This is a genomic window from Cryobacterium sp. AP23, assembly GCF_054075385.1.
On record NZ_CM133415.1, the window covers coordinates 17,081 to 39,664 of the forward strand.

The following is a 22,584-nucleotide window of genomic DNA, read 5'->3' on the forward strand; positions in this document are numbered from 1 at the left end:
CCACGGCCGGCACCGGCACGAGCAGCACCGGCATCATCGACGCCGACACCGGCGGAACGGCAGCCGCCGCGCCCGGATTCTCGGTGGCGCTGCAGAACTTCGAGGGCGCGTTCGACCTGCTGCTCTCCCTGATCGGCAAGCACGAACTCGACATCACCGAGATCTCCCTGAGCCGAGTGACCGACGAGTTCATCTCCTACCTGCGCGGACTCGACGCCGCCGAGGAGCTCGACCAGGCCACCGAGTTCCTGGTCGTGGCCGCGACGCTGCTCGACCTCAAACTGGTGGGACTGCTGCCGCAAGGCGAACTCGTCGACGCCGAGGACGTGGCGCTGCTAGAGGCCCGGGACCTGCTCTTCGCCCGGCTGCTGCAGTACCGCGCGTTCAAGACCGCGTCGGAGTGGTTCCTCGAGCACCTCGAGTACGAGGCCACCCGGCACGTGCGGTCGGTGCGGCTGGAGGAGAAGTACCGCCGCGAGACGCCGGACCTGGTCTGGACCCTGTCCTTGAACGACTTCGGCGCGATGGCCGCACTGGCGCTCACGCCGCGGGAACTGCCCACCGTGGGGCTGGAACATCTGCACGCGCCGCTGGTGAGCATCCGGGAACAGGCCGCGATCGTGGTGGCGCTGCTGCAGGCCAACCGACACCTCTCGTTCCGGGACCTGATCGTGGACTGCGTGGAGAAGGGGCTGGTCATCGCCCGGTTCCTGGCGGTGCTCGAGCTGTACCGGCACGGCGCGCTCACGTTCGACCAGGCGGAGCCGTTGGGGGAGCTGAGTTTGCACTGGGATGCGGATGGCTGGTCGGATGACAATCTTGCGAACCTCGGAGCTGACTATGACGCCTGATGCGACCATGCGGACGATTGAGGAAGACGTGGCTGCGGCCGAGCGGGCGACTCGCGGGGTCTCGACAAGCTCGACCAGCGAGATGGGGGCGACCGATCGTCGGTCGAGCTTGTCGAGACCCGGCGACGGGGGAGGGGTGGCGATTGAGCGGCGGCTCGAGGCGATTTTGATGGTGGCGGATGAGCCGCAGAGCCTGGTGCACCTGGCCACCGCGGTCGCGCATCCGCTCGTCGATGTGCGGGAGGCCATCCTGCGGCTCGTGGCCGACTTCGACGGCGTGGACGGCACCGTGCGGCGCGGCTTCGAACTGCGCGAGGTCGCCGGCGGCTGGCGCATCTACGTGCGCCCAGAGTACGACCCGGTGGTGGCCGATTTCGTGCTCACCCAGAACCCCAGCCGGCTCTCCCAGGCCGCGCTGGAGACCCTCGCCGTGATCGCTTACAAGCAACCGATCAGCCGGGGCGCGGTAGCCTCGATCAGGGCCGTTAACGTCGACTCGGTCGTGCGCACCCTCCTGGGCCGCGGATTGATCACCGAGGCCTTCACCGATAGCGAGACCGGCGCGATCAATTACGCCACCACCGACCTGCTGCTTGTGCAGCTGGGAATCAACTCGCTCGACGAGTTGCCACTAATTTCGCCGTTGCTCGCCGACGGTGCGAACGGATTCGAGGATCTACCATGACCGACCACAACGACGGCTACATCGACACCAGCAGCTCCAACCCCGACTTCGCCACCAACCCCGAGGCCGCCGTCGACGGCGTGCGCCTGCAGAAGGTGCTCTCCGCCGCCGGAGTCGCGTCCCGCCGGGTCAGCGAAGAGATGATCAGCTCCGGCCGGGTGCGGGTCAACGGCAAGGTCGTCACCGAGCTGGGCCGCCGGGTGCACCCCGAGACCGACAAGATCGCCGTGGACAACGTCGCCGTGCAGCTGGACACCAGCCGCCGCTACGTGATGCTGAACAAGCCCGTCGGCGTGGTCTCCTCCATGCAGGACGAGAGCGGCCGGCCCGACCTCCGCCAGTTCACCGAAGGCTACGAAGAGCGCCTGTTCAACGTGGGCCGGCTCGACGCCGCCACCAGCGGCCTGCTCATTCTCACCAACGACGGTGACCTCGCCCACGTGCTCGCGCACCCCTCCTTCGGCGTCGCCAAGACCTACATCGCCAAGGTCGAGGGCCGCGTCTCGGCGCAGACCATCGGCAAGCTTCAGAGTGGCATCGAGCTGGAGGACGGCCCCATCGCCGCCGACAAGGCCCGCATCCTCACCAGCCCTCCCGGCGACGGCTTCACCCTGGTGGAGCTCACCCTGCATTCCGGCCGCAACCGCATCGTGCGCCGGATGATGGACGCCGTCGGCCACCCCGTCGTGGACCTGGTGCGCCGCCAGTTCGGGCCGCTGCAGCTGGGCACCCTCCGGGCCGGCGCCGTGCGCGACCTCACTAAGGTGGAACTCGGCCAGTTGCTCACCGTGTCCCGCGCCGAAGTGCAGAAGTAGGGCGCAGAACCAGCCAGCCCCGCAGCATCCGTTACACCCCTGTCAACCGCGCAAGTTTGGAGCCGAACGTGGTCGAGTCTCGCCTGATCGGGCCGGTGCGTGTCGTCGGCGCCGGGCTCCTGGGAACCAGCATCGGCCTGGGCCTCACCGCCCGCGGCATCGACGTGATCCTCGCCGACGCCTCCCCGACGAACCTGTCGCTGGCCATCGATTACGGCGCCGGCCGCGCGGCCGCCGCCGGCGATGCCCCGCAGCTGATCGTGGTGTGCGTGCCGCCGGACGTGACCGCCGAGATTGTCGCCCGTGAACTCGAGGCGTTCCCCGACGCGATCGTGACGGATGTGGCCAGCGTCAAGCTGGCGCCCCTCACCGAGTTGCGCGAACGCGGCGCCGACGTCTCCCGCTACATCGGCTCGCACCCGCTGGCCGGCCGGGAACGTGGGGGACCGCTCGCCGGCCGCGCCGACCTGTTCATCGGCCGGCCCTGGGTGGTCGCCGCGCACGACGACATCAGCTACCAGCGCGCCACAGCGATCGACGACTTGATCCTCGACCTGGGCGCCACGCTGGTGGAAATGACCCCCGAAGAGCACGACAAGGGCGTCGCTTTGGTCTCGCACGTGCCGCAGGTGGTGTCCACCCTGATGGCCCGGCGCCTCACCGACGCCCCCGCATCCGCGCTCAACCTCGCCGGGCAGGGTCTGCGCGACGTGACGCGGGTCGCCGCGAGCGACCCGGAACTGTGGGTGCAGATCCTCGGCGCCAACCCGGCGCCGGTGCGGGAGATCCTGCTCGCGCTGCGTGACGACCTGGACCGGTTCATCGGTTCCCTCGCCGACCCATCCGCCCCCGGCGCCCGCCGGCAGGTGGCCGAGGAGATCGCCGGCGGTAACACCGGCGTGGCCCGGCTGCCCGGCAAGCACGGCCAGGACCGCCGGTACGCCAGCCTCACCGTGATGGTGGACGACACCCCCGGCCAGCTCGCCCGCCTCTTCAACGAGATCGGCGACGTGGGCGTCAACCTCGAGGACCTCCGCCTCGAGCACTCCCCGGGAGCCCAGATCGGGCTCGCCGAGATCAGCATCCTCCCCGAGGCGGTCACCCGCCTCACCTCTGAGCTGGCCGCCCGCGGCTGGCGGATTGTCGGTTAGACGTTTGAGCAAGCACTCCTACCCCCTGTTCGTTGCGATCGACGGGCCTGCCGGCAGCGGCAAGTCCAGCGTGAGCCGTGCCGTGGCCCGCCGCCTCGGCTTCGCCTACCTCGACACCGGTGCGGCCTACCGGGCGCTGGCCTGGCTGGTGATCGACCAGGAGGTCGACCCGCAGAATGCCACCGCGGTCGCCGCCCTGCTGCCCGAGTTCGACTACCTGATCGGCACCGAACCGGATGCCTACTTCGTGCGGGTCGGGGACAGCGACGTCACCGACGCCATCCGGGAACCGGAAATCTCCGCTGCGGTGAGCGCCATCGCCCGGGTGCCGGAGGTGCGCACCCACCTCACCGAACTGTTCCGCAGCATCGCCCGGGCCGTTCCGCAGCCCGGCGTGGTGGTGGAAGGACGCGACATCACCACCGTCGTGGCCCCCCAAGCCGAGGTGCGCATTCTACTCACAGCGACCGAAGAGGCTAGAATGGCTAGGCGCTCTGCGGAAATATCAACCCAATCGGCCCACACCGTGGCGGAACAGCTGCGATCGAGGGATCGCGCCGACTCCCAGGTAGTGGAATTCATGAGCGCTGCAGACGGTGTGACCACCGTCGACTCCACCCATCTCGACTTCGACCAGACCATTGACGCGGTCATAGAGGTCATCAATACACGTAACCGCGAGGCCTCGCATGACTAACCAATTCGACGACACGACGATCCCCGAGCTTGACCCGGAGACCGCATCGCGCCTGACCGAACTCGACGACGATGACGCCCTGATCACCCAGCGCGCCACCGCGTTGCGCACCGGACTGAACGAGTACGACCTCGATGACGAGGACTTCGACGTTCTCGACCACATCAGCGAAGACCCCGACGCCATCACGTACCTGCCGGCGCTGCCGGTCATCGCGATCGTCGGCCGCCCCAACGTGGGCAAGTCCGCGCTCGTGAACCGCATCCTCGGCCGCCGCGAGGCCGTCGTGGAGGACACCCCCGGTGTGACCCGTGACCGGGTCACCTACAAGGGTGAATGGCACGAACGCCGCTTCAGCCTCGTCGACACCGGCGGCTGGGAGCCCGACGCCAAGGGCATCGACGCGTCCGTCGCCATGCAGGCCGAACTGGCCATCGAGCTGTGCGACGTTGTCATGTTCGTCGTCGACGCCAACGTGGGCCCGACCTCCACCGACGAGGCCGTCGTCAAGCTGCTGCGTCGCAGCGGCAAGCCCGTCTTCCTCATCGCCAACAAGGTCGACGACATCCGCCAGGAGCCCGAAGCGGCCAGCCTGTGGGCGCTCGGCCTCGGCCAGCCCTGGCCGGTCTCCGCGCTGCACGGCCGCGGCGTGGCCGACCTGCTCGACGCGATCCTCGAAGAACTCCCCGAGATCTCCGCCGTCGCCAAGCAGGAAGTCGGCGGTCCCCGTCGCGTCGCCATCCTCGGCCGCCCCAACGTGGGCAAGTCCAGCCTGCTGAACAAGGTCGTCGGCGAAGAGCGTGTTGTCGTCAACGCCTTGGCCGGCACCACCCGCGACCCGGTCGACGAGCAGGTTGAGCTCGGCGGCAAGGTCTGGCGCTTCGTCGACACCGCCGGCATCCGCCGTCGCGTGCACCTCTCCCAGGGCGCCGACTTCTACGCATCGCTGCGCACAAGCGCCGCGCTGGAAAAGGCCGAAGTGGCCGTCGTGCTCATCGACGTGACCGAGGTCATCAGCGAGCAGGACGTGCGCGTCATCGACCTGGTGCTCGAGTCCGGCCGCGCGCTGGTGCTCGCGTTCAACAAGTGGGACCAGATCGACGACGACCGCCGCCGCTACCTGGAGCGTGAGATCGAGCAGGACCTGGCCCACGTGGCTTGGGCCCCGCGCGTGAACATCTCCGCCAAGACCGGCCGTCACATGGAGAAGCTGGTTCCGGCGCTCGAGCTCGCGCTCGAGTCGTGGGACACCCGCGTCGCCACCGGCAAGTTCAACGCGTTCCTCGCCGAGCTGGCCGCGGAGCACCCGCACCCCGTGCGCAGCGGCAAGCAGCCGCGCATCCTGTTCGGCACCCAGGCGTCCAGCCGCCCGCCGACCTTCGTCATCTTCACGACCGGCTTCCTCGACCCGGGCTACCGCCGGTTCATCCAGCGTCGCCTGCGCGAGGTCTACGGCTTCGCCGGCAGCCCGATCAACATCAGCATGCGCGTGCGCGAAAAGCGCAAGCGCTAACCAGCCGCCCGAGCACGAATCAGCCGCGTGCCGCATCCTCGGATGTCGGCACGCGGCTTTTTCGTGCCCGAAACCGCCGGTCGCGCCGCACGGTTTGCGCAAGGTCGGCTCAAGAGTCGCCAAAGAGCAGTGCAAGACGCCGCGGTCGATCCCAGTGCTGGCGCGGAACCTCAGCGTGAACCCCGAAGGAGTGGTTGAAGGTGGCCTCAACCAGGGGCTTTCCTTGGGTGCCCGGTTTGTTTTAGGTTTTTCCTGCCGGCAACGTCCACCCGACTGCACCGGCCCCGCACATCACCGGGCCGCATCTGGCCCCCCGATCCACACCGACGTGCTCCACCCGATGTGCACCGCGTCACCCGTCAGCGCCCAGACCCTGCGCTGCCCCGTCCCTCCTGACCTTCCGTCACCCCCGCATTTCGCTGAGCCCCGGCGTCCTCGAGACCCGAATCTCGACCTGGGCTCAGCGAGATCCCTGGCCCTACCCCAAGGACGTATTCCCGTGACATCGAAGTCCCTATCTTCGCCTGCCCGCAAACGCCAGCTCGGTGCCGAACGCAGCACCCAACCCCTCTCCACCGTCCACGACATTCCCAGCGATTCCAAGATCGTCTGGGGTCGCCTCGCGATCATCGCCACCGTGCTGGCCTGGATCGCGTACATCATCTACACGATCCTGCGCCAGTTCCTCAACAACGGCACCGAGAGCTTCCGGTTCACCACCGAAGCGGTCTCCTACGTGATCGTGGTGACTTTCCTCACCTTCTCCGCGCTGCTGTACCTCGTCGCCCGGCAGGGCGCGTTGCAACGGTTCCGGGACCACGTGCGGGTGCCCCGCGCCGAACTGGACAGCCACTTCGGCGCCCACCGGAGCTCCCTGACGGTGCTGGTGCCCTCATACAGCGAGGAGCCCGGCGTCGTTCGCGCCACGCTGTGGTCCGCCGCGCTGCAGGAGTACCCGGACCTGCGCATCATGCTGCTGCTGGATGACCCGCCGTTCCCCAGCGACCCGGCCGCGAAGGCGCAGCTGCAGGCCTCCCGCGGCATCGCCAAGGACATCGAACGGGCCCTCGCCGAGCCCCGGGCCCGGTTCGCCGAGGAACTGCTGATCTGCGAGCTGGAACTGGACGACTTCCCGTATCCCACCACCCGTGCGGTGCGCCGGCTCGCCGACGACTACCAGTGGGCCGCCCGCTGGCTGCAGGCCATGGCCTCCGCCGAGACCATCAACGACCACGTGGACACCTTCTTCGTGGAGCAGGTGCTCGGCGGGCTGGCCGCCGAACTCTCCCTCACCGGCGCCGCACTGGATGCCGCGTCGAAGGAGGGCACCGCGCCCAGCGCCACCCGGATGCTCGAACTGCACCGCCGCCTGGTCTGGACCTTCTCCGCCGAGCTGGACACGTTCGAACGCAAGCTGTACTCCTCGCTCTCGCACGACGCCAACAAGGCGATGAACCTCAACGCCTACATCGGCCTGATGGGGCGCCGCTTCCAGCGCGAGGACGGACCAGACGGCACCATCCTGCGGCCGGTCGCCGACGATGCGCCCGCCGACTTCGAGGTGCGCGACTCCGAGTACCTGCTCACCCTCGACGCCGACTCGCTGCTGCTGCGCGACTACTGCCTGCGCCTGGTCTACCTACTCGAGCAGCCCGCCAACGCCAGGGTCGCCGTCACCCAGACGCCGTACTCCTCGTTCCGCGGCGCCCCGACCCGGATCGAACGGCTCGCCGGCGCCACCACCGACATCCAGCACATCTTGCACCAAGGCATGTCGTACCACGGTGCCACCTTCTGGGTGGGCGCCAACGCGGTGATCCGCAAGGTCGCGCTGGAGGACATCGTCGAGGTGGAAACCGTCGGCGGGTTCGAGGTGCGCCGGTACGTGCAGGACCGCACCGTGATCGAAGACACCGAGTCCAGCATCGACCTGGGCACCCACGGCTGGTCGCTGGTGAACTACCCCGAACGGCTCAGCTACAGCGCCACCCCGCCCGACTTCGGCTCGCTCATCGTGCAACGCCGCCGCTGGGCCAACGGCGGCCTGCTCATCCTGCCCAAACTGTGGCACCAGCTGCGCGAACGCCGCCGGCAGGGCCACCGGATCAGCCTGATCGAACTGGCTCTGCGGGTGAACTACATGACCAGCATCGCCTGGTCCAGCTTCGGCCTGATCTTCCTGCTCGCCTACCCGTACGACAGTCGTCTGCTCAGCCCGGTGGTGGTGCTCGCCGCGCTGCCGTACTTCCTCGCGATGGGCAGCGACCTGCGCTACTGCGGCTACAAGTTCAGCGACATCCTGCGCATCTACGGCTTCAACCTGATCCTGCTGCCGGTCAACCTGGCCGGGGTGCTCAAGTCGCTGCAACAGGCGCTCACCAGCCAGAAGATCCCGTTCGCCCGCACCCCCAAGGTGCGCAACCGCACCGCCGCCCCGATGATGTTCGTCATCGTGCCGTTCCTGATCGTCGCGTTCTCCGCCCTCACCCTGTGGCGGGATGTCTCGAACGAGAACTGGGGCAACGCCGCGTTCGCCGGGTTCAACGCCCTGCTGGCCAGCTTCGCGATCCTCGCCTACATCGGCCTGTGGAATTCCGTGGTGGACGTGTGGCTGGGCATGACCCAGTGGATGTTCATCGAACGCGCCCCGCGCCGCGCCACCACCGTCGAACCGGAGCCGCAGCCCGAACCCACCCTGGACTGGCGGGCGGTGATCTACCACGGCCACGCGGTGGGCGAACTGCCCAGCGACGTGGAGCTGGTGACCGGGCCGTTCGTCAAGCCCGCCGCCACCAAGCGGGCTAAGCAGGGAGCCTTCAAATGAGCGACCTCGTGACCGGCTCGGCCCTGCCGCCCATGCCGGAGCCGCCCGAAACGGCCGCCCGGGCCAGCCAGCCGCGCCGGCGCCTGTCCGTAGTGCGGGTGTTCCTCGGCATCGTGCTCGTCGTGGCGCTCAGCAGCGGCGGTTACCTCGGCCTGCAGTGGTGGCACTCCGCGCAGGCCGCGGAGGCCTACGACCCCTGGTTCGCCGGCTACGTCGACGTGACCGCCACGCCCACCTACGACTTCGAGGCCTCGGCCGACGTCGCCGGCAGTGATGCGGTGCTCTCCTTCATCGTCGGCGCCACCGACGACCCCTGCACGCCCACCTGGGGCACCCACTACACCCTCGACGAGGCGTCGGACCAGCTCGACCTCGACCGCCGGCTCGCCCGGGTGAAGCAGCTCGACGGCCAGGTCGTGGTGTCCTTCGGTGGCCTGCTCAACACCGAGCTGGGCACCGGCTGCACTGACAAGAAGGCGCTCATCGCCGCCTACGCCGCCGTGCTCGACCGCTACGACGTGACCACCATCGACCTCGACCTCGAGGGCGACAACCTCACCGACACCGCCGCCGGCACCCGCCGGGCCGCCGCGATCGCGGAGCTGCAGGCCGACCGGCGCGCCGCCGGCGACGACCTCGCGGTGTGGCTGACCCTGCCGGTGGCCACCGCCGGGCTCACCGAGGACGGCACCACCGCGGTCAGCGCGATGCTCGACGCCGGCGTGGACCTGGCCGGGGTGAACCTCATGACGATGGACTTCGGCAGCAGCAAGGACGCCGACGAGACCATGGCCGAGGCGGGCATCCGCGGGGCCACGGCCGCGCACCGGCAGCTCGGCACGCTGTACTCCCGCGCCGGCACCGAGCTGACGGATGCCACGGTGTGGGCGAAGATCGGCCTCACCCCGATGGCCGGGCAGAACGACGTGGCGGGGGAGATCTTCGGCCTCGACGACGCCACCGCGCTGAACACCTTCGCGCAGGAGCAGCGCATCGGCCGGATGTCGCTCTGGTCACTGAACCGGGACACCACCTGCGGCTCGAACTACGTGGACCTCAAGCGGGTGTCGGACTCCTGCAGCGGCATCGACCAGGGCGACAAGAAATTCGTGGACCTGCTGGGGGAGGGCTTCACCGGCCGCCCCGTCACGGCGGCCGGGTCGGTCACCACCGACGAGTCCGCGTCGATCGAGTCGGTCACCGACAACCCGGCGACCAGCCCGTACGCGATCTGGGCGAAGGAGTCTTCCTACCTGGAGGGCACCAAGGTGGTCTGGCACCGCAACGTCTACCAGGCCAAGTGGTGGACGAGCGGGGACCTGCCCGACAATCCTGTGCTCAACGAGTGGGAGACGGCGTGGGTGCTGATCGGGCCGGTGCTGCCGGGGGAGACCCCGATTCCGCAGCCCACCCTGCCCGCGGGCATCTATCCAGACTGGGCCGGCACCGCGATCTACGAAAAGGGCGCCCTGATCCTCTTCGACGGGGTGCCGTACCGGAGCAAGTGGTGGAACCAGGGCGAGAGCCCGGATGCCGCCGCCGCGAATCCCGACGGGTCGCCGTGGTCGGCGCTGCCCAACGACGAGGTGCAGGAGCTCCTCGACGCCCTACCCCAGTAACCGAGAGTTTTTGGGTGGGGGAGGCCCAAACACAGATATGCCCGGGGTGGTGGTTAGGGCGCCGCCCCGGGCATTCCACGTGCCGGTGCACGCGGACAGAGAAATGCCCGGGACGGGTGTAGGGCACCGTCCCGGGCATTTCTCCCGTTCGCGTGGTTAGCGCGTGGTCGTGGAGCCGTACGGCGCTTCGGCCTCCGCGTCGCTGAATGCGGCGTCGGCCGGTGCCTCGTCGGCGGATGCCGCGGCCGGGGTGGGCTCGGCGGCGGCGTCGACGACGGCGGTCTTGGTGGTGCCGGTGGACTCGGCGGCCGGAGTGGCGGCGAACGCGGCCTGGTCGGCGGTGTCGAACTCGGTGTCGTCGAAGTCGAAGTCCGGCTCGGCGTCAACGGCATCCGTGGGCAGGCCGGCCGCGACGGCGGCGGCCTTCTTGATCGACCGGGCCACGACGTGGGCGGCGAGGGTGATGATGACGCCGATCACGCCGGCGCCGATCAGGGTGGCGCCCAGGTTGCTGCCGGACTGGGCGGAGAAGTACGCCACGTAGTCGGCGGACTGCGAGGTGTAGAAGTCGGCCTGGGTCGCGTTGGAGGAGGTCAGGATCAGGTACCCCGCAACAGTCACGACCACGTCGACCAGCCACAGCAGGGCCAGGGCGAGGTTGAACTTGGACAGGGGGCCTGAGCTTTTCTGGGACATAACTTCCTTCGTTGAATGGGCGGCCGGTGACGACCTCGAGTCACGCTACGCACCATTCCTATGGACAACCTATGTGTTCGCAGGGAATCGCCGCAGCCCGCCCTGTGCGCCCCTCGCGTCTCTATGTTCCGCACCGATCGCTGGTCGAGCCTGTCGAGACCCCGTGACCCAACCTCGCCACCGCCACCACCCCGCTGGTCGAGCCTGTCGAGACCCCGCGACCCGCCCGCATCCCGCACAATCCGCCCCCGACCCCCACCCAACCCCCAAAAGTGAACGCAACCCCTCCGCCGACGCGGTAAGCTATTCCAGTTGTCTCCGGTAGATCCCCTCGCGGGAATCCACCGGGAAACGGCGGGCTGTAGCGCAGCTTGGTAGCGCACCTGACTGGGGGTCAGGGGGTCGCAGGTTCAAATCCTGTCAGCCCGACCAAATGTCCCGGAAACTCAAGGGTTTCCGGGACTTTTTTGGTTAAGAGATTTGATTGTGTCATCACTACGTCATCACTTTCAGCCCATTTCCACCGCTCCCTCGGCCCCGTCGTGCGAGGCGCTGAGGTCGGTTTCGGTTCCTCCCGATCGTCCGGGATCGCCCGGCACACCTTCTGGGTATGAACATTCACAACGAGAACCCAACCTCTCCTCCCACCGACGACTGGGGCCTGGAGCCCCTGATGGACGTCCACGAGCTGGCCGCCTACCTGGGCATCCCGATCTCCACCGTCTACGACTGGCGGGTGCACGGCAAAGGCCCCACCGCGTACCGGTTCGGCAAACACCTCAAGTTCGCCATCTCCGACGTGCGGGCCTGGATCGCCCAGCAGCGGGAGCCCACCAGCGAGTCCAGGCACCCCGATCGGCGGTGAGCTGAGATGCCCCGGCAACGGTTGACTATCGGCACCTTCGGCGACATCACCACCCGCAAGTTACCGTCCGGCCGATTCGCGGCCCGAACCCGCTACCGCGACTGGGACGGCCACGCGCGCCTGGTGCAAGCCAGCGGCACCACCGCCAAGGCCGCCGAACGCGCATTGAAGGCCAAGATCGCCAACCGGGACCTGTTCCAACCCGCCGACACATCACTCACGCCCGACAGCCTGTTCAGTGACCTGGTGACCTATTGGTTGGAGGACATCGACCTGGAGGACCGAATCTCCCGCACCACCCGCAACCTCTACGAGCGCAACATGCGCACCCTGGTCTCACCCGCCTTCGACCACTTGGCGTTGCGGGAGATCGGGGTGGCCCGGTGCGACAAGTTCATCAAGCAGCTCGCGAAGATCTCTTACAATCGCGCCAAGCAGGCCCGGGTGGTGCTGCGGCTCGCCCTGGAGCTGGCGGTGCGACACGAGGTCCTGCCACGGAACCCGATGGACCACGTCTCCCGCCTGCACCGTGAGCCGCACGTCCCTGCTGCGCTCATGGCCCCGGAGGTCAATGTGATCCGCGCGGCGATCGCCCAGTGGGAGAGCGCCGCCAACCACACCTCCGGCCCCAAGCCCGACGGCCAGCTCGGTGCCATCATCGAGGTGATGCTCGGCACCTCCGCCCGGATCGGCGAGGTCCTCGCCATCCGCCGAAGGGACGTCGACATCACCAGCCCTGTGCCGTCCATCCGCCTGGCCGGCACCATCGTCAGCCGCAAGGGGGAGCAGACCTTCCGGCAGGACCACCCCAAGACCGCCAAGTCCACTCGCGTTGTCGCCATCCCCACCTTCACCTCCGACGCAGTCCGCCGACGGCTCGCCAAGGTCGGCAGTATGGGCCTGGATGACCTGCTGTTCCAGTCCAGGGATGGCACCCCGCTGACCACCGCAAACGTGCGCAGGCAGCTGCGACAGGTGCTCGAGGGAGCGGGCATCAACGGGGTGACCCCGCACATGTTCCGCCGCACCGTCGCGACCGCGGTCAATACCAACGCCAGCATCGAACTCGCCGCAGAGCTGCTCGGCCACACGGACACCAGGGTCACGATCATGCACTACATCCAACGCAGCGAACTGGTGAACCCGGCCACGGCGGCGCTGCTCGACCGGGCGTTCGCAAAAGACGAAGACTGATCACGGTGCTGCCACCGTGGCAGCACCGCACCATCTGGGGTTATGCCACTTGGAACCGAATCTGTGGCCCGAGCGCCGCAGCTATCCTGACTGTGCGTTCACGATGGATGCTGACTGCTCACGGTGCCGCCACCGCGGCGGCACCGTGTCATCTGGGGTTTTGTAGTGCCGAGGCAAATCTGACTTCGTGGCCCTCGACTGTAGTTTCGCGGATGTCGATCGCTTTGCGGTGATGCCGCTGCGGCCACACCGTGCCATCTGGCGTTGTGCCACTTCGCAGGGAATCCTCGCTTGGAACCGCCGCAGTCATCGACCGGCGTTGGCGAGAGATGACTACCGTTCACGGTCGTGCCACGGTGGCCCCACCGTCCCATCTGGAGTTTTACTGAAAGCCCGAGAATCAGGTCGTCGCTAGAACGTGCGGGCCTTCGAAGATCTACCATCCATTTTGCGCCGCGGATCGAGCGTTTGCAATCGTTCTAGCCGCGAAAGCGGAAGGACGTCGGTGACTTCCTTGGACGTCATCCTGAGGAGCCGTCATTCTTGTTGGGCAAGCTCCCGTCTTCGCCCGACTGACCCACCTCCTTCTGTTGTTCTGACGTGAGTTCCGCCTCAACCGCGAGGGACAGCGCCCGCTCTGCCTCCGCGCCGAGCTGATGCTCGGTGAGGAGGGCCCTCGCGGCGGCCAGGTCGGGAGCCGCGTCCGCTCCAGTTCGCGCCATGAGTTCCGCGCGATACAGCAGCGCCTCGAACATCTCGATCGGCGGCGCGTCGGGGTACCGGGAGAGGCCCGCGTTGAGGACCGCGATCGCCTGGACTTCGTCGCCGCGCGAGTCGCCCTGCCGGGCGGCGACGTCGATCACCCGGAGGAGGCCGGAGCGCCGTTCTGCCGGGTCGTCTTCGGATGATCCGTGCCGGTAGAAGCGGAGCCAGTTGCCGCCGACATCCACGACCGAGAATCCGGTCGCGGTGCCGGCCTTCCGCCGCGGGGGGAGCAGGCGCGGGATGCCCTTGATTGGAACCTTGCCGTAACGTTCCCGCAGGCCGGCCTTGAACGCCTCGTGACGCTCACCGGGTTCTGCGACGGTGATGATGGCGCTGCCGTACGAGGTCGCCGGGTCGAAGCCCTCCATGGCGAACAGGTGGATCGCGATGTCGTCCAACTCCACCACCGCGCAGGGATAGGGGCGGTGCTGCTCGAAGGCGACGGTGAAACCGAGCGCTCCATAGAACGCGAGTGCGTCGTTTAGATCGGCGCAGGGCAACACCGGGTACGTCCGTTCACCGGTCATCGGACCATATTCCGCCGAAAATCGAGCGCACACAATCGCCCCATCGGCCAAGTGGAAGGACAACAACCATCTCGCCATGGACAGCAAGGCGATCGGCTAGAGCGAAGTCCAGAAACCGACCGCGGGTTCGGCGCAAGGCGACGCAACCTGGATACTCCCGGAAGCCATGGCAGGCCGAGCGAGTCCCGCAAGAGCGGCGGTCGGCGACAAGCCAGTCTTCGCCTACATCGCCAGCCGCCCGGAGCCACAGCGAAGCATCGCCGAAGCGGTCGATGCCGTAGCGGCCAAAACGCTGCCCGGCCTCCAGCGCTCGGTGAAATGGGGTGTGGCGTAATACGGGGTAGGCGACGGCTGGTGCTTCAGCTCCGGTGGCATTGCCGGCAACGTCAAGCTCATATTCAATCACTGGCGCGGCGCTCGAACCGGTACCGCCGGTGACTCCGGTGGGGATGGGCAAGGCGACACGGGGCGTGGAACTCGAGTCCGTGGAAGACCTCGACGAACGCATGATTGTCGCGTGGATCAGACAGATGACGTCCGTGCCGGATGTCGGGGGCACGAAGTGTTGAAACCGAGGCTGGCCGCCGAGTCAGGCGGCCGCGAGGACGAGAGATCACGGACGAGTCGTACTGTTTGTGGGAAGACTGATCTATTTCATGATGGCCCGCCCCTCTTTAAGTAGAGAATCGATCCGCGGGCTAGGTGGATGGGAGCGCTGTCAGCCGGTCGACTGTAACCGCGTTATCGCCTCGGACCAGCCAGTTCCGACTAATACCAAGTTGTTCCGTTTGGCGGCGTCGGCCAGTATGAGAACGTGAAGACCAAACCAGCTGATTCCGAGATCGCCGAGCCAGTCGGTCGTGCTCGGGGGAGGGTCCTCCGCTTGTGGCTTGGTGGCGTACTGCTCGTCGGGTATGCGGTTGCGGCGGTCTGGTTCTACCGAGAGTGCATTTCGGTACGCACCGTTGACGCTGACGGCCTTGTAACGTCGCAAGCGACGTGCGCCCCTCCGACGCTTACAAGCGCGACGGTCCTGGTGCTTCTACTACTGATCGCAGCCCTATTATGGCCAGACATTTCCGAGATCACGGTTCTCGGCGTGTCGTTGAAGCGGCGGATAGCCGACGCCGAGTCGCGGGCCGAAGCGGCAACGGTTGGCGTTGATGACCTCCGGGCCACAGTTCAGCTCCAGCAAATCCAGATTGACGCCGCGATTACGGCGAATTCGACGGCCTCTGCCACTGTACATAATCACTTCGGCGGCGACGACTGGGGCGCTGCCGAACAGGCACGTCTCCGCAAGGAGAGCGCTCGCGTTGGGCCGCGACCAGTGGACTCCCAAACGGGGCTCGGGCACGGTTCACAGGACCTGGAGCGGCTCAGCAACTCCGAGCTGATAGTGACGCTTCTCGCGGACTATGAAGCCTTTGCTGAGATTTTGGACCTGCACACGCTGAAGGGCAGAGGACGCCCAACCGTGCCGGAAGCCGAAAAGCGCCAAGTTCAGGATTGGTTTATGGCCGATCACGCCCCGGCCATCCAGACCTTGCGTCAACTGCGCAACGCTGTTGCTCACGCGCGGGACGTCCCTCGAGATGATGTCATTGACGGGCTAACTCTGCTGCGCGATCTGATACCCATGTCGAGACAATGGCTTGCTCAGCACAACGTGAATCCTGAGACTTAGATAGCGAGGATGTGAGACTCGCCTTCAGCAAGCGGAGTCAGCGGGGACCGGAACTAGATAAGCGGAATGCACCTGCAAATTCGTGGAGTGACGAAGCACAGTCCGGACCTGACCGGTCTACTCGTTTTACTCCGCCGGCCGCAGGCAGAAGTGAAACAGGTAACTGGAGTGCAGGGTCTCCCTGGCTGGTGGGTCCTGTTGGATCCGATCTGCGAACCCTGCCATGCTGACCATTGTGGTTGATACCAAAATGAGCAAGTCCGCCGGTGAACATTGGACCTGTGCTGCACTGTCCCTGCTTGGCTGGGGTGTTGCGCTTACACGCGATGGCCTCGAGCGGACGGACATACTTGCCGTGCAAACGACGGGCGATCGACGGATAATCGAGGTCCAAGTGAAGGCTGCGCGTGGTCTCGGCGACAAGGTCAGTTGGCCTTTGGGGCCCAACGCCCAATTGCCCTCGGTTTCCGACCGCGAATGGTTTGTGCTCGTGATGCTCCCCGACAACCTCATGTCGTCACCGCGCGCCTTCGTCGTGCCGCGGGACCATGTCGCAGCGGCGGCGTGGATTTCGCACATGAACTGGCTCACTGACCCGTCAGCGGAGCCGGGGAAACGCAATGCCCCAGTGGAACGATCACGGGTGTTAGTTCCCGTCTGGAGCCGCTACGAGAACCGGTGGGACCTTCTCAACGGAAGCGCACGTGAGGCACCGGTGCTTCTCCCGCCGGAGTACCGGGACCTTGCGCGTGACCCGCGAGTTGGGCTGCCACCCAAGCACCCGTGGCACTCAAGTATGCCGAAATGGTGACAGAGATTAACGACCCGCGTGAGGGCCGGCCAATTGGGAGCACGTCAGAATGCGAGCTTGCGCACTATTCCTCTTCGTTTGGGAACCGGCGCTTCTCGGCGGGTAAATGAGTATCGAGTCTCCATGGGAGTCGTAGCTGGCCGCCTAACTGCCGTATCAGATGGAGCTCAGCCTCGTTGCCTTCGAGGCGTGCGAGTACCCAATCAGACATTAGGCAGAAGCCGGCAAGGGCGTATAAAACTTCATGGGTGAAGGACGGCTGCGGCTCGGTGGTCAAGTGATACTTTCCGTCGACTTCGACAAATGCGTCGAATTGCGATTCGTGCGAGACGTGCCCGACTTGGGATAGCACCTTGTAAGTGGTCTTCAGAAATTTGATTGAGTCGAGCTGGCCCATCATTCCTTCGCCAGAGAATGGTGGTAGTGAGGAACCATCTGGTGCCTCTATGTTCGCGGCCCATTCATGGATCTGGGGATTGGAAGAGTTCTCAGCGAGAACGACTGCGTAATTCTTGTGTGCCCGTCGGAGTGTGACGTGTAGCCGTGCGATCCCGCTGGGTGTGAGAAATGCGTATTGTGCTGTGACCGCGTGCTCCATTGCAGCACGGACAAGGATTTCGCCCTCGGAGCTGAAGCCCAATTTGCGTAGCCGCAGGTAGGACTGGGCGAGTCGACGGACTCGTTGAAATAGCCCGTACAGCGTGAGGAAATCGTCAGCGTACTCCGGAAGTACGTCTACCTGTTCGGAGTGCCGCTTGTCTTGAATGAATCGCAGTATGTAAGCGTCGAGCGCTTCACGATGAGGGAGGTCGGCCACAACTCGACGCTACCGAGGAAGTCAGCAGTCCTGAGGAGCGCCACGAACTTCCTTCGCAGCGGTGCCAGGGCGCCTGAACAAGTCACGCGAGTCATCGTCGGTAGAGCCAGGAACTATACTCATAGCCGCTCATGGCGGTGTCGCCGTACGTTCCGGCGCGGTTCATTGACACCGAAAGCGTTGCGAGCCGAGAGCCACCGGCGACGCCGAACTGCGCATGCAAAGACCACGTAGAAACATGGGACCATTCATGCTCGACGTTCTCCTCGGTCTGAACTGAGAACGTGATGGAGCAGCTACCGGGGCCGGTAAGCACAATACCGTCCCGATTGGCTCGTGTCCCAAATTGTGGTGCGTCCGAATTTGCCGTCGGGTCGGAAGCGTCGAACACCGGGACCGGGCTGATGGAATAACTCTTGCCATTGGCGCTAAGGGTGCCGGCCATGAGGTGCAACGGTAGAAGAATCGCGTTGATCCCATCGTGGTCAAGGAACAAAGTCGCGGTGCCCGTTAGACGATTGTGTTCAGGAGCCTCTTCCAATTCCTCGCTAGAAGTAGCGTAGGTATGGTGTGCGTGCCAACTCGCAATCATGCTGGCTGACAGCACCGAAATGTTGACACTACCCTGATGCTGAGCGCTCATTGCTAGCACTTCGCTTCGCTTCGCGCTCCTGGTTCGCGTTCCGTCTCGGATAGGGATCTCCAACTCCGGCGAGCCACCCTTCGGGCTCATGATCACGTATGGGGCGCTATTGCTCTCGAAGAGGAGCACCGTGAAGAACTCGTCAGGCACGAACTCAACCAGCAAATGTCGAATCAGAAAGGGGGCAGTTTCGTTAAACCTTCTTTGCACCTGGGCCCACCAATTCGCCGGGTCATTCGTATCGGATGCGTGTATGGATCCATCTGACTCATCCACGCCAACGAGGTAGAGGAATCGCTCGCCATTTGCTTTGTTCGCCAATCCAGCAAGTTGACGAGAGGCTTTGATTGGGTCGGGCCATTCCCGTTTCATCTCTAAAAAGTCATCCTCGGGCGAGTGGCCAGCTCGTGCCGCACCTACAGCGATACGGGCCCGCATCTCCAACTCAGCTTTGTTCACCTGGTCAGTCTGGCCTACTGACGAGGTGAGTGAGCTTCAGAGCGACGCGCCGTCATCTGGAACACCGTTCTCGTTTTGCCGCGCTCATCCTCGTGCGGACGGCGGGTGGGATCGCAATTAGCGGCGAGGCGTGCAAGTCGTTAGTCAAGGCGCTCATTGGTAAGCCCAGCTGTTCCCGGGTGGGTGAGGTCTTTGCTGAAGAGGTCCGCCAGGGCCTTTTGAGCGTCGGCTGTCTTTTCGTAGAAAGAACCATAGAAAGTGAGTAAGACCCGCTCATACTCATCCCACATCGCAGGCTCCAGCAACAGTTTGGCTCGTGATACTGCCACGGTAAGATCCGTCGCATAGAGCCGCATGGAGCTTTTCCCAGCACGCCGTCCTTCCTCGATTTTCTCGTCGTGCTTTTGCTGAGCCTGCGCGACTTCACTCAACACGGCGGTGTATGCGCTCCGCTTGTCCTCGTACGTCCGGACGCCTTGCGCATTCGAAAGCTCGAGATTTTTCATGCGCTCTTCGTGCCGCTGCTGGCTCTCCTGCGTGCGCGAGTGGTACGTGTTGCTGATGAGGGTCGTCAAGACTACTGCCGCGACAGGGACGATGGCGGTGATCCACACGGAGGTTTCGGTCATCCCGTAACAATAAGGGGCCCGGCCAAGCTGTGTGCCAGCAAGGGTGCAGGCCTGGGCCGCTCAGCGCTGAGCCCTTACGCTCGCGCCGCGCGCCGCGCGAATGAGACGCCCATTTCAAAGCTTGAGGTCGACCAGACCACTCCGCCGCACTCGGACGAAGAAATTGCCGAAACCCTGCGGGCTAAACCAGACGTCGATGACCAGAGCTAGCATCGAGTGAAAACACACCCGGCTTCGGGCAGTAAAACCACTTACATGAGGTGGATGAAATTCTGACCCATCCAGCGCCCACATATCTGACACATAGCCCGACCAACCGCTTACCCATTAACGGAACCCATGATGCCTGAACCGTCCGGCGCGATGCACTCGAGGATGGCAGATGCCGCGGTGCGGGCGAGGCGAGCCTCGACAGTGCCCGGGTGAAAGACGGTCTGGCCCGTCGAGCCCGTGGCGACGAGGCCAGCGGCGCGGGCTACGGCGTCAAGCGCGTCGGCAGTTGTGATGAGTTCGAGGCCTGGACGAGGGATGAGAACACGGCGCCCGCAATAGCGGGTCGCTCGTCAAACACCTCAGTGAGCGCGTCGCGGGCTGCGGTCGTCCAGTGGACGGGGTACTCGAGCGCCTCGGGAGGTGCGATAGCGGGGGCGAGGGCGCTCATGGGGCCTTTCGGTGGTGGGCGGGTGCGGTAACAACAGGAAGTCTGCCGGGGCTCGGGGCCAGCCGCTATGCCTCTTCGGGCTGCGTGGCAGCGGATGGGGAGGGTGCCCAACCCCTCGAGCGAGCCCACCACTGGCCCTGAACGGGCAGTCCAGTAGTCTCCGGGGATGGAAGCGTTTTTGGATACGTGGGGGTTCGTGATTGGCCAGGCCACTCTTCTGGTGGGTATCGTTGCTGCGTTTGGTGTCGGGATCGCCCCGCACGTCGGCGCGCGGCGGCGGGTAGAGAATCTCAAGCTCGGAGCAGAAGCGCTCGAGGTCTTGAAGGACGCCAAGGACATACGTGCCGTCGAGGGCTTTATGGCCCGTGAGAGATTTCTCCTTGAGGACAAGATCGTCATGAGCGGGCGGTCATTCGTTGCGATGGGCGTTCTGCTCTTCTGTGTCATCGTTTTTGCGCCACTCGTCAGGATGTATGCCGACCCCGCCCCGGACCCGGACCCCTGGCAGATGTGGGGCACAACACTTGCGGCCTTGGGCGTACTTGCTGCGTATCTGGCGGGGGTCGTGTACGCGAGGCGTTTGGCGAACCGGAAGCGGGCAGAGCGGCAGGCCCAGGAAGCAAACCTTGCGGACCAAGCCGTCCGTTGACCGCCCCGCATTCATGCTGGGTAGGGGCAACGACGAACTCTTAGAAGAACCGAATGGGCTTGCCGCCGTTTTCGACGGGGAGGGACACGGTGGGGAGGGCATGGGTGCTGCCGACCGCGTACGGGCCAGGGGTGTTTGTGGCCTCGATGCCCCCGGGGGCAACGGTGCTCGTCCGACCATGGAGTGTGCCAACGTCCGGGAACCCCTTGCCCGTGTCTAGACCGGCGGGGTCGTCAGCCGCAAGGGGCCGAGCGACGTCGCCTGTTCTAACGGCCATAGCGAACATCCGGGGCCAGGGTCCTAGCCGCCGCGGATGCGTCGAGGTCGCCGGGGTATGCGGTCTGGGCGGCTGGACCTGGGCGAGTCGCCCGGGCAGGACGCTCAGCGTACTCTTATGGGTTCGAGGTCGAACGTACGGGTTCGAGACCGAACGGTCCCTTGAGATACTCGACGAGACCCCCGCGATCCGGGTAGACAGTTGAGTAGGTGAGGCCCTTGCCCCTGAGATAGCTTCGGATTTCCGGTTTCGCGTGGGCCGCTATGCGGAGGGAGAACAGCGGGACGAGGTTTGCGTCGTTTGGCGCCGTGCGAACGTCGTGCTGTGAAGGTAGGCCGATAATGGAAGTCGCCCGTGCGATCTCCGATACGCGCCAGTCCCGAGATACGCCACCTGATATGACCTCCGCCACGGTCGGAGTGATTAGGGGCCCCGCTTCAAGTAGGAATCCTGCCCGCTGCGCGCGCATTCGGTCGCTCAGAGCCGGGGGAAACCAAGACCATGTTCTCGTTCCGGTTCCCCAATCGACTCTCCCTCTTTCTTCGTCGGTGGTCCACGAGTGCCAGAACGGAGCTTCATCCGCTACGGGGAGCTCAGCGTTGGCGTCAGACATCTTCCGAGCTGATGTTCGAGCAAGCTGACCCCAAGCAATGACCCGTCCGTCCTGCTCGTCAAGTTCAGGGTTCGCCTCGACAGCGAACCATGCGGCCATTTCCGGGTCCACAGTGGCGTCGAGGAATCGGGTAGGGGCACCGTAGTGCTGCAGGTCGGCGAAGAAATCCAACGCGCGCCCTTGACGTTCGCCCCACAGACGCGCATGTTCCATGGCCATGAGTTCGGCGGCGATAAGTCTGCTCTCCGAGGGCGGACCAGCAGTCACAATCTTCCGGTAAAGTGAGCTATGAACAGCCCAGGCCGTGTTCTGCTGTCCGCGCCAGACGAGCTTATGCGCGTGGTGTTTGGTCTGTATAGTCGCGAGAGCTTTGAGAAGAGAACGAGTGCCGGTGATCTCGACCGAGTGCTCATCGAAGAAATCTCCAGGGGAACGGCTCTCGCGTGGCGTAGTTTCGTGCTCCAGGGAGCGCAGCACCAGCTGGTCCGGCGAGTAAAAAGCGGGCACAGACGCTGAATGCTTCAACACTTCAGCGGTCCATCTGAGCTGATCCCAATAGACCTTTGTCGGAATGGCTGCTGCTGCTGCCGCAAGACTCGCCAACGCATCAGCCGGAACAGCGATCCGCGCGGCAGACACAGCAGCTGAAATGCTCGTCAACGCATCAGCTGGAACAGCGATCCGGGCGGCTGAAACAGCAGCTGCAATACCCACGAGCGACTCTGTCGGGACGGCGACCCGGACCGCTGCCGCGGTAGCCGCGAGACTGGACAGTGCCTCAGCTGGAACGGTGACCTGCGGGGACACGTTTGCGATGGATTGAATGCTTGCAAGTAGCCCGGCTGGGATCCCCGCTGAATTCCCGAAATCCACCTGCAGCCCTGACAGGACTTCTGGAGCAAGTTGAAATGCCGTCCGTGCGCCCAGGGCCGCGGCCGATGCTCGAGTGAGCTTGAGGTCGTCTGCGGATTCGATGCTGGACGTGGCTGCACCAGGGTCGACAGGAGCGGACTCGGCCGGTGACGACGATCTTGTCCTGGGGCTCGAGCCGCCCTCAGGAGAGGGATTGTTACTCATACCCCGACGCTAGCGGTCGGACGTATGCACGGTTGACATCCTGCGACGGGTTCTCGGAT

General features: G+C 65.4%; 19 protein-coding genes and 1 tRNA gene. 13 read left to right on the plus strand and 7 right to left on the minus strand.

The annotated features are described in order from the left end of the window. Positions 1-32: 32 nt before the first annotated feature. From ACU5E9_RS00075 to ACU5E9_RS00110, 8 genes are all read left to right on the plus strand, one after another. Entirely contained in the window at positions 33-851 is an 819-nt protein-coding gene (locus ACU5E9_RS00075; protein WP_456813462.1) for a segregation and condensation protein A, read from the plus strand. 82 nt (positions 852-933) lie between these two features. After that, the gene (gene scpB / locus ACU5E9_RS00080) at positions 934-1,536 is read left to right on the plus strand and encodes an SMC-Scp complex subunit ScpB (protein ID WP_456813463.1); all 603 of its coding nucleotides are present in this window, start codon (positions 934-936) and stop codon (positions 1,534-1,536) included. Then, positions 1,533-2,351 carry a pseudouridine synthase gene (locus ACU5E9_RS00085; RefSeq protein ID WP_456811620.1) on the plus strand — a complete coding sequence of 273 codons (819 nt, stop codon included), beginning with the start codon at positions 1,533-1,535 and terminating at the stop codon, positions 2,349-2,351. The genes scpB and ACU5E9_RS00085 overlap by 4 nt, the downstream gene beginning before the upstream one ends. Positions 2,352-2,419: 68 nt before the next feature. Further along, the gene (locus ACU5E9_RS00090; protein WP_456811621.1) at positions 2,420-3,502 is read left to right on the plus strand and encodes a prephenate dehydrogenase; all 1,083 of its coding nucleotides are present in this window, start codon (positions 2,420-2,422) and stop codon (positions 3,500-3,502) included. 4 nt (positions 3,503-3,506) lie between these two features. Next, entirely contained in the window at positions 3,507-4,199 is a 693-nt protein-coding gene (gene cmk, locus ACU5E9_RS00095) for a (d)CMP kinase (RefSeq protein ID WP_456811622.1), read from the plus strand. Beyond that, complete coding sequence (der, locus tag ACU5E9_RS00100) at positions 4,192-5,712, plus strand: ribosome biogenesis GTPase Der (protein WP_456811623.1); 1,521 nt, start codon at positions 4,192-4,194, stop codon at positions 5,710-5,712. The genes cmk and der overlap by 8 nt, the downstream gene beginning before the upstream one ends. 499 nt (positions 5,713-6,211) lie before the next feature. Next, positions 6,212-8,536: a glycosyltransferase family 2 protein gene (locus ACU5E9_RS00105; protein ID WP_456811624.1), complete on the plus strand. Its 2,325-nt coding sequence runs from the start codon at positions 6,212-6,214 to the stop codon at positions 8,534-8,536. Beyond that, positions 8,533-10,155, plus strand: a complete 1,623-nt coding sequence (locus tag ACU5E9_RS00110) for a glycosyl hydrolase family 18 (protein WP_456811625.1) — start codon at positions 8,533-8,535, stop codon at positions 10,153-10,155. Before ACU5E9_RS00105 ends, ACU5E9_RS00110 begins: the two co-directional genes overlap by 4 nt. A gap of 156 nt (positions 10,156-10,311) precedes the next feature. Here the strand turns inward: ACU5E9_RS00110 and ACU5E9_RS00115 are convergent, their stop codons facing one another. Beyond that, on the minus strand, positions 10,312-10,851 hold the full coding sequence (locus ACU5E9_RS00115; RefSeq protein ID WP_456811626.1) for a hypothetical protein: 540 nt from the start codon (positions 10,849-10,851) through the stop codon (positions 10,312-10,314). A gap of 355 nt (positions 10,852-11,206) precedes the next feature. Between ACU5E9_RS00115 and ACU5E9_RS00120 the strand changes: the two genes are divergently transcribed. The 3 genes from ACU5E9_RS00120 (at position 11,207) to ACU5E9_RS00130 (ending at position 12,910) form a co-directional block, all read left to right on the plus strand. Further along, positions 11,207-11,283 (plus strand) — tRNA-Pro (locus ACU5E9_RS00120). A 178-nt stretch (positions 11,284-11,461) separates the two neighbouring features. After that, positions 11,462-11,716: a helix-turn-helix transcriptional regulator gene (locus ACU5E9_RS00125; RefSeq protein ID WP_456811627.1), complete on the plus strand. Its 255-nt coding sequence runs from the start codon at positions 11,462-11,464 to the stop codon at positions 11,714-11,716. Between the two features lie 6 nt (positions 11,717-11,722). Beyond that, a complete protein-coding gene (locus ACU5E9_RS00130; RefSeq protein WP_456811628.1) occupies positions 11,723-12,910 on the plus strand; it encodes a tyrosine-type recombinase/integrase in 1,188 nt (395 codons plus the stop codon). Positions 12,911-13,431: 521 nt separating this feature from the next. Here the strand turns inward: ACU5E9_RS00130 and ACU5E9_RS00135 are convergent. Next, the gene (locus tag ACU5E9_RS00135) at positions 13,432-14,202 is read right to left on the minus strand and encodes a hypothetical protein (RefSeq protein ID WP_456811629.1); all 771 of its coding nucleotides are present in this window, start codon (positions 14,200-14,202) and stop codon (positions 13,432-13,434) included. Further along, positions 14,192-14,659 (minus strand): hypothetical protein, encoded by a 468-nt coding sequence (locus ACU5E9_RS00140; RefSeq protein ID WP_456811630.1) that lies wholly within the window; start codon positions 14,657-14,659, stop codon positions 14,192-14,194. The genes ACU5E9_RS00135 and ACU5E9_RS00140 overlap by 11 nt, the downstream gene beginning before the upstream one ends. Before the next feature lie 357 nt (positions 14,660-15,016). Here ACU5E9_RS00140 and ACU5E9_RS00145 point away from each other — a divergent pair, with 357 nt between their 5' ends. Then, positions 15,017-15,889 (plus strand): hypothetical protein, encoded by an 873-nt coding sequence (locus ACU5E9_RS00145; RefSeq protein ID WP_456811631.1) that lies wholly within the window; start codon positions 15,017-15,019, stop codon positions 15,887-15,889. Between the two features lie 875 nt (positions 15,890-16,764). Here the strand turns inward: ACU5E9_RS00145 and ACU5E9_RS00150 are convergent. The 3 genes from ACU5E9_RS00150 to ACU5E9_RS00160 all read right to left on the minus strand — a co-directional run bounded on the left by ACU5E9_RS00150 (position 16,765) and on the right by ACU5E9_RS00160 (position 19,248). Further along, positions 16,765-17,517, minus strand: a complete 753-nt coding sequence (locus ACU5E9_RS00150) for a hypothetical protein (RefSeq protein WP_456811632.1) — start codon at positions 17,515-17,517, stop codon at positions 16,765-16,767. A gap of 91 nt (positions 17,518-17,608) precedes the next feature. After that, a complete protein-coding gene (locus ACU5E9_RS00155; protein ID WP_456811633.1) occupies positions 17,609-18,619 on the minus strand; it encodes a hypothetical protein in 1,011 nt (336 codons plus the stop codon). 140 nt (positions 18,620-18,759) lie between these two features. Continuing rightward, the gene (locus ACU5E9_RS00160; RefSeq protein ID WP_456811634.1) at positions 18,760-19,248 is read right to left on the minus strand and encodes a hypothetical protein; all 489 of its coding nucleotides are present in this window, start codon (positions 19,246-19,248) and stop codon (positions 18,760-18,762) included. An 827-nt stretch (positions 19,249-20,075) separates the two neighbouring features. Between ACU5E9_RS00160 and ACU5E9_RS00165 the strand changes: the two genes are divergently transcribed. Next, positions 20,076-20,558: a hypothetical protein gene (locus tag ACU5E9_RS00165; protein WP_456811635.1), complete on the plus strand. Its 483-nt coding sequence runs from the start codon at positions 20,076-20,078 to the stop codon at positions 20,556-20,558. Positions 20,559-20,950: 392 nt separating this feature from the next. On the opposite strand, the gene ACU5E9_RS00170 is transcribed toward ACU5E9_RS00165, so the two are convergent. Continuing rightward, positions 20,951-22,162: an FRG domain-containing protein gene (locus ACU5E9_RS00170; protein WP_456811636.1), complete on the minus strand. Its 1,212-nt coding sequence runs from the start codon at positions 22,160-22,162 to the stop codon at positions 20,951-20,953. Positions 22,163-22,584: the final 422 nt, after the last annotated feature.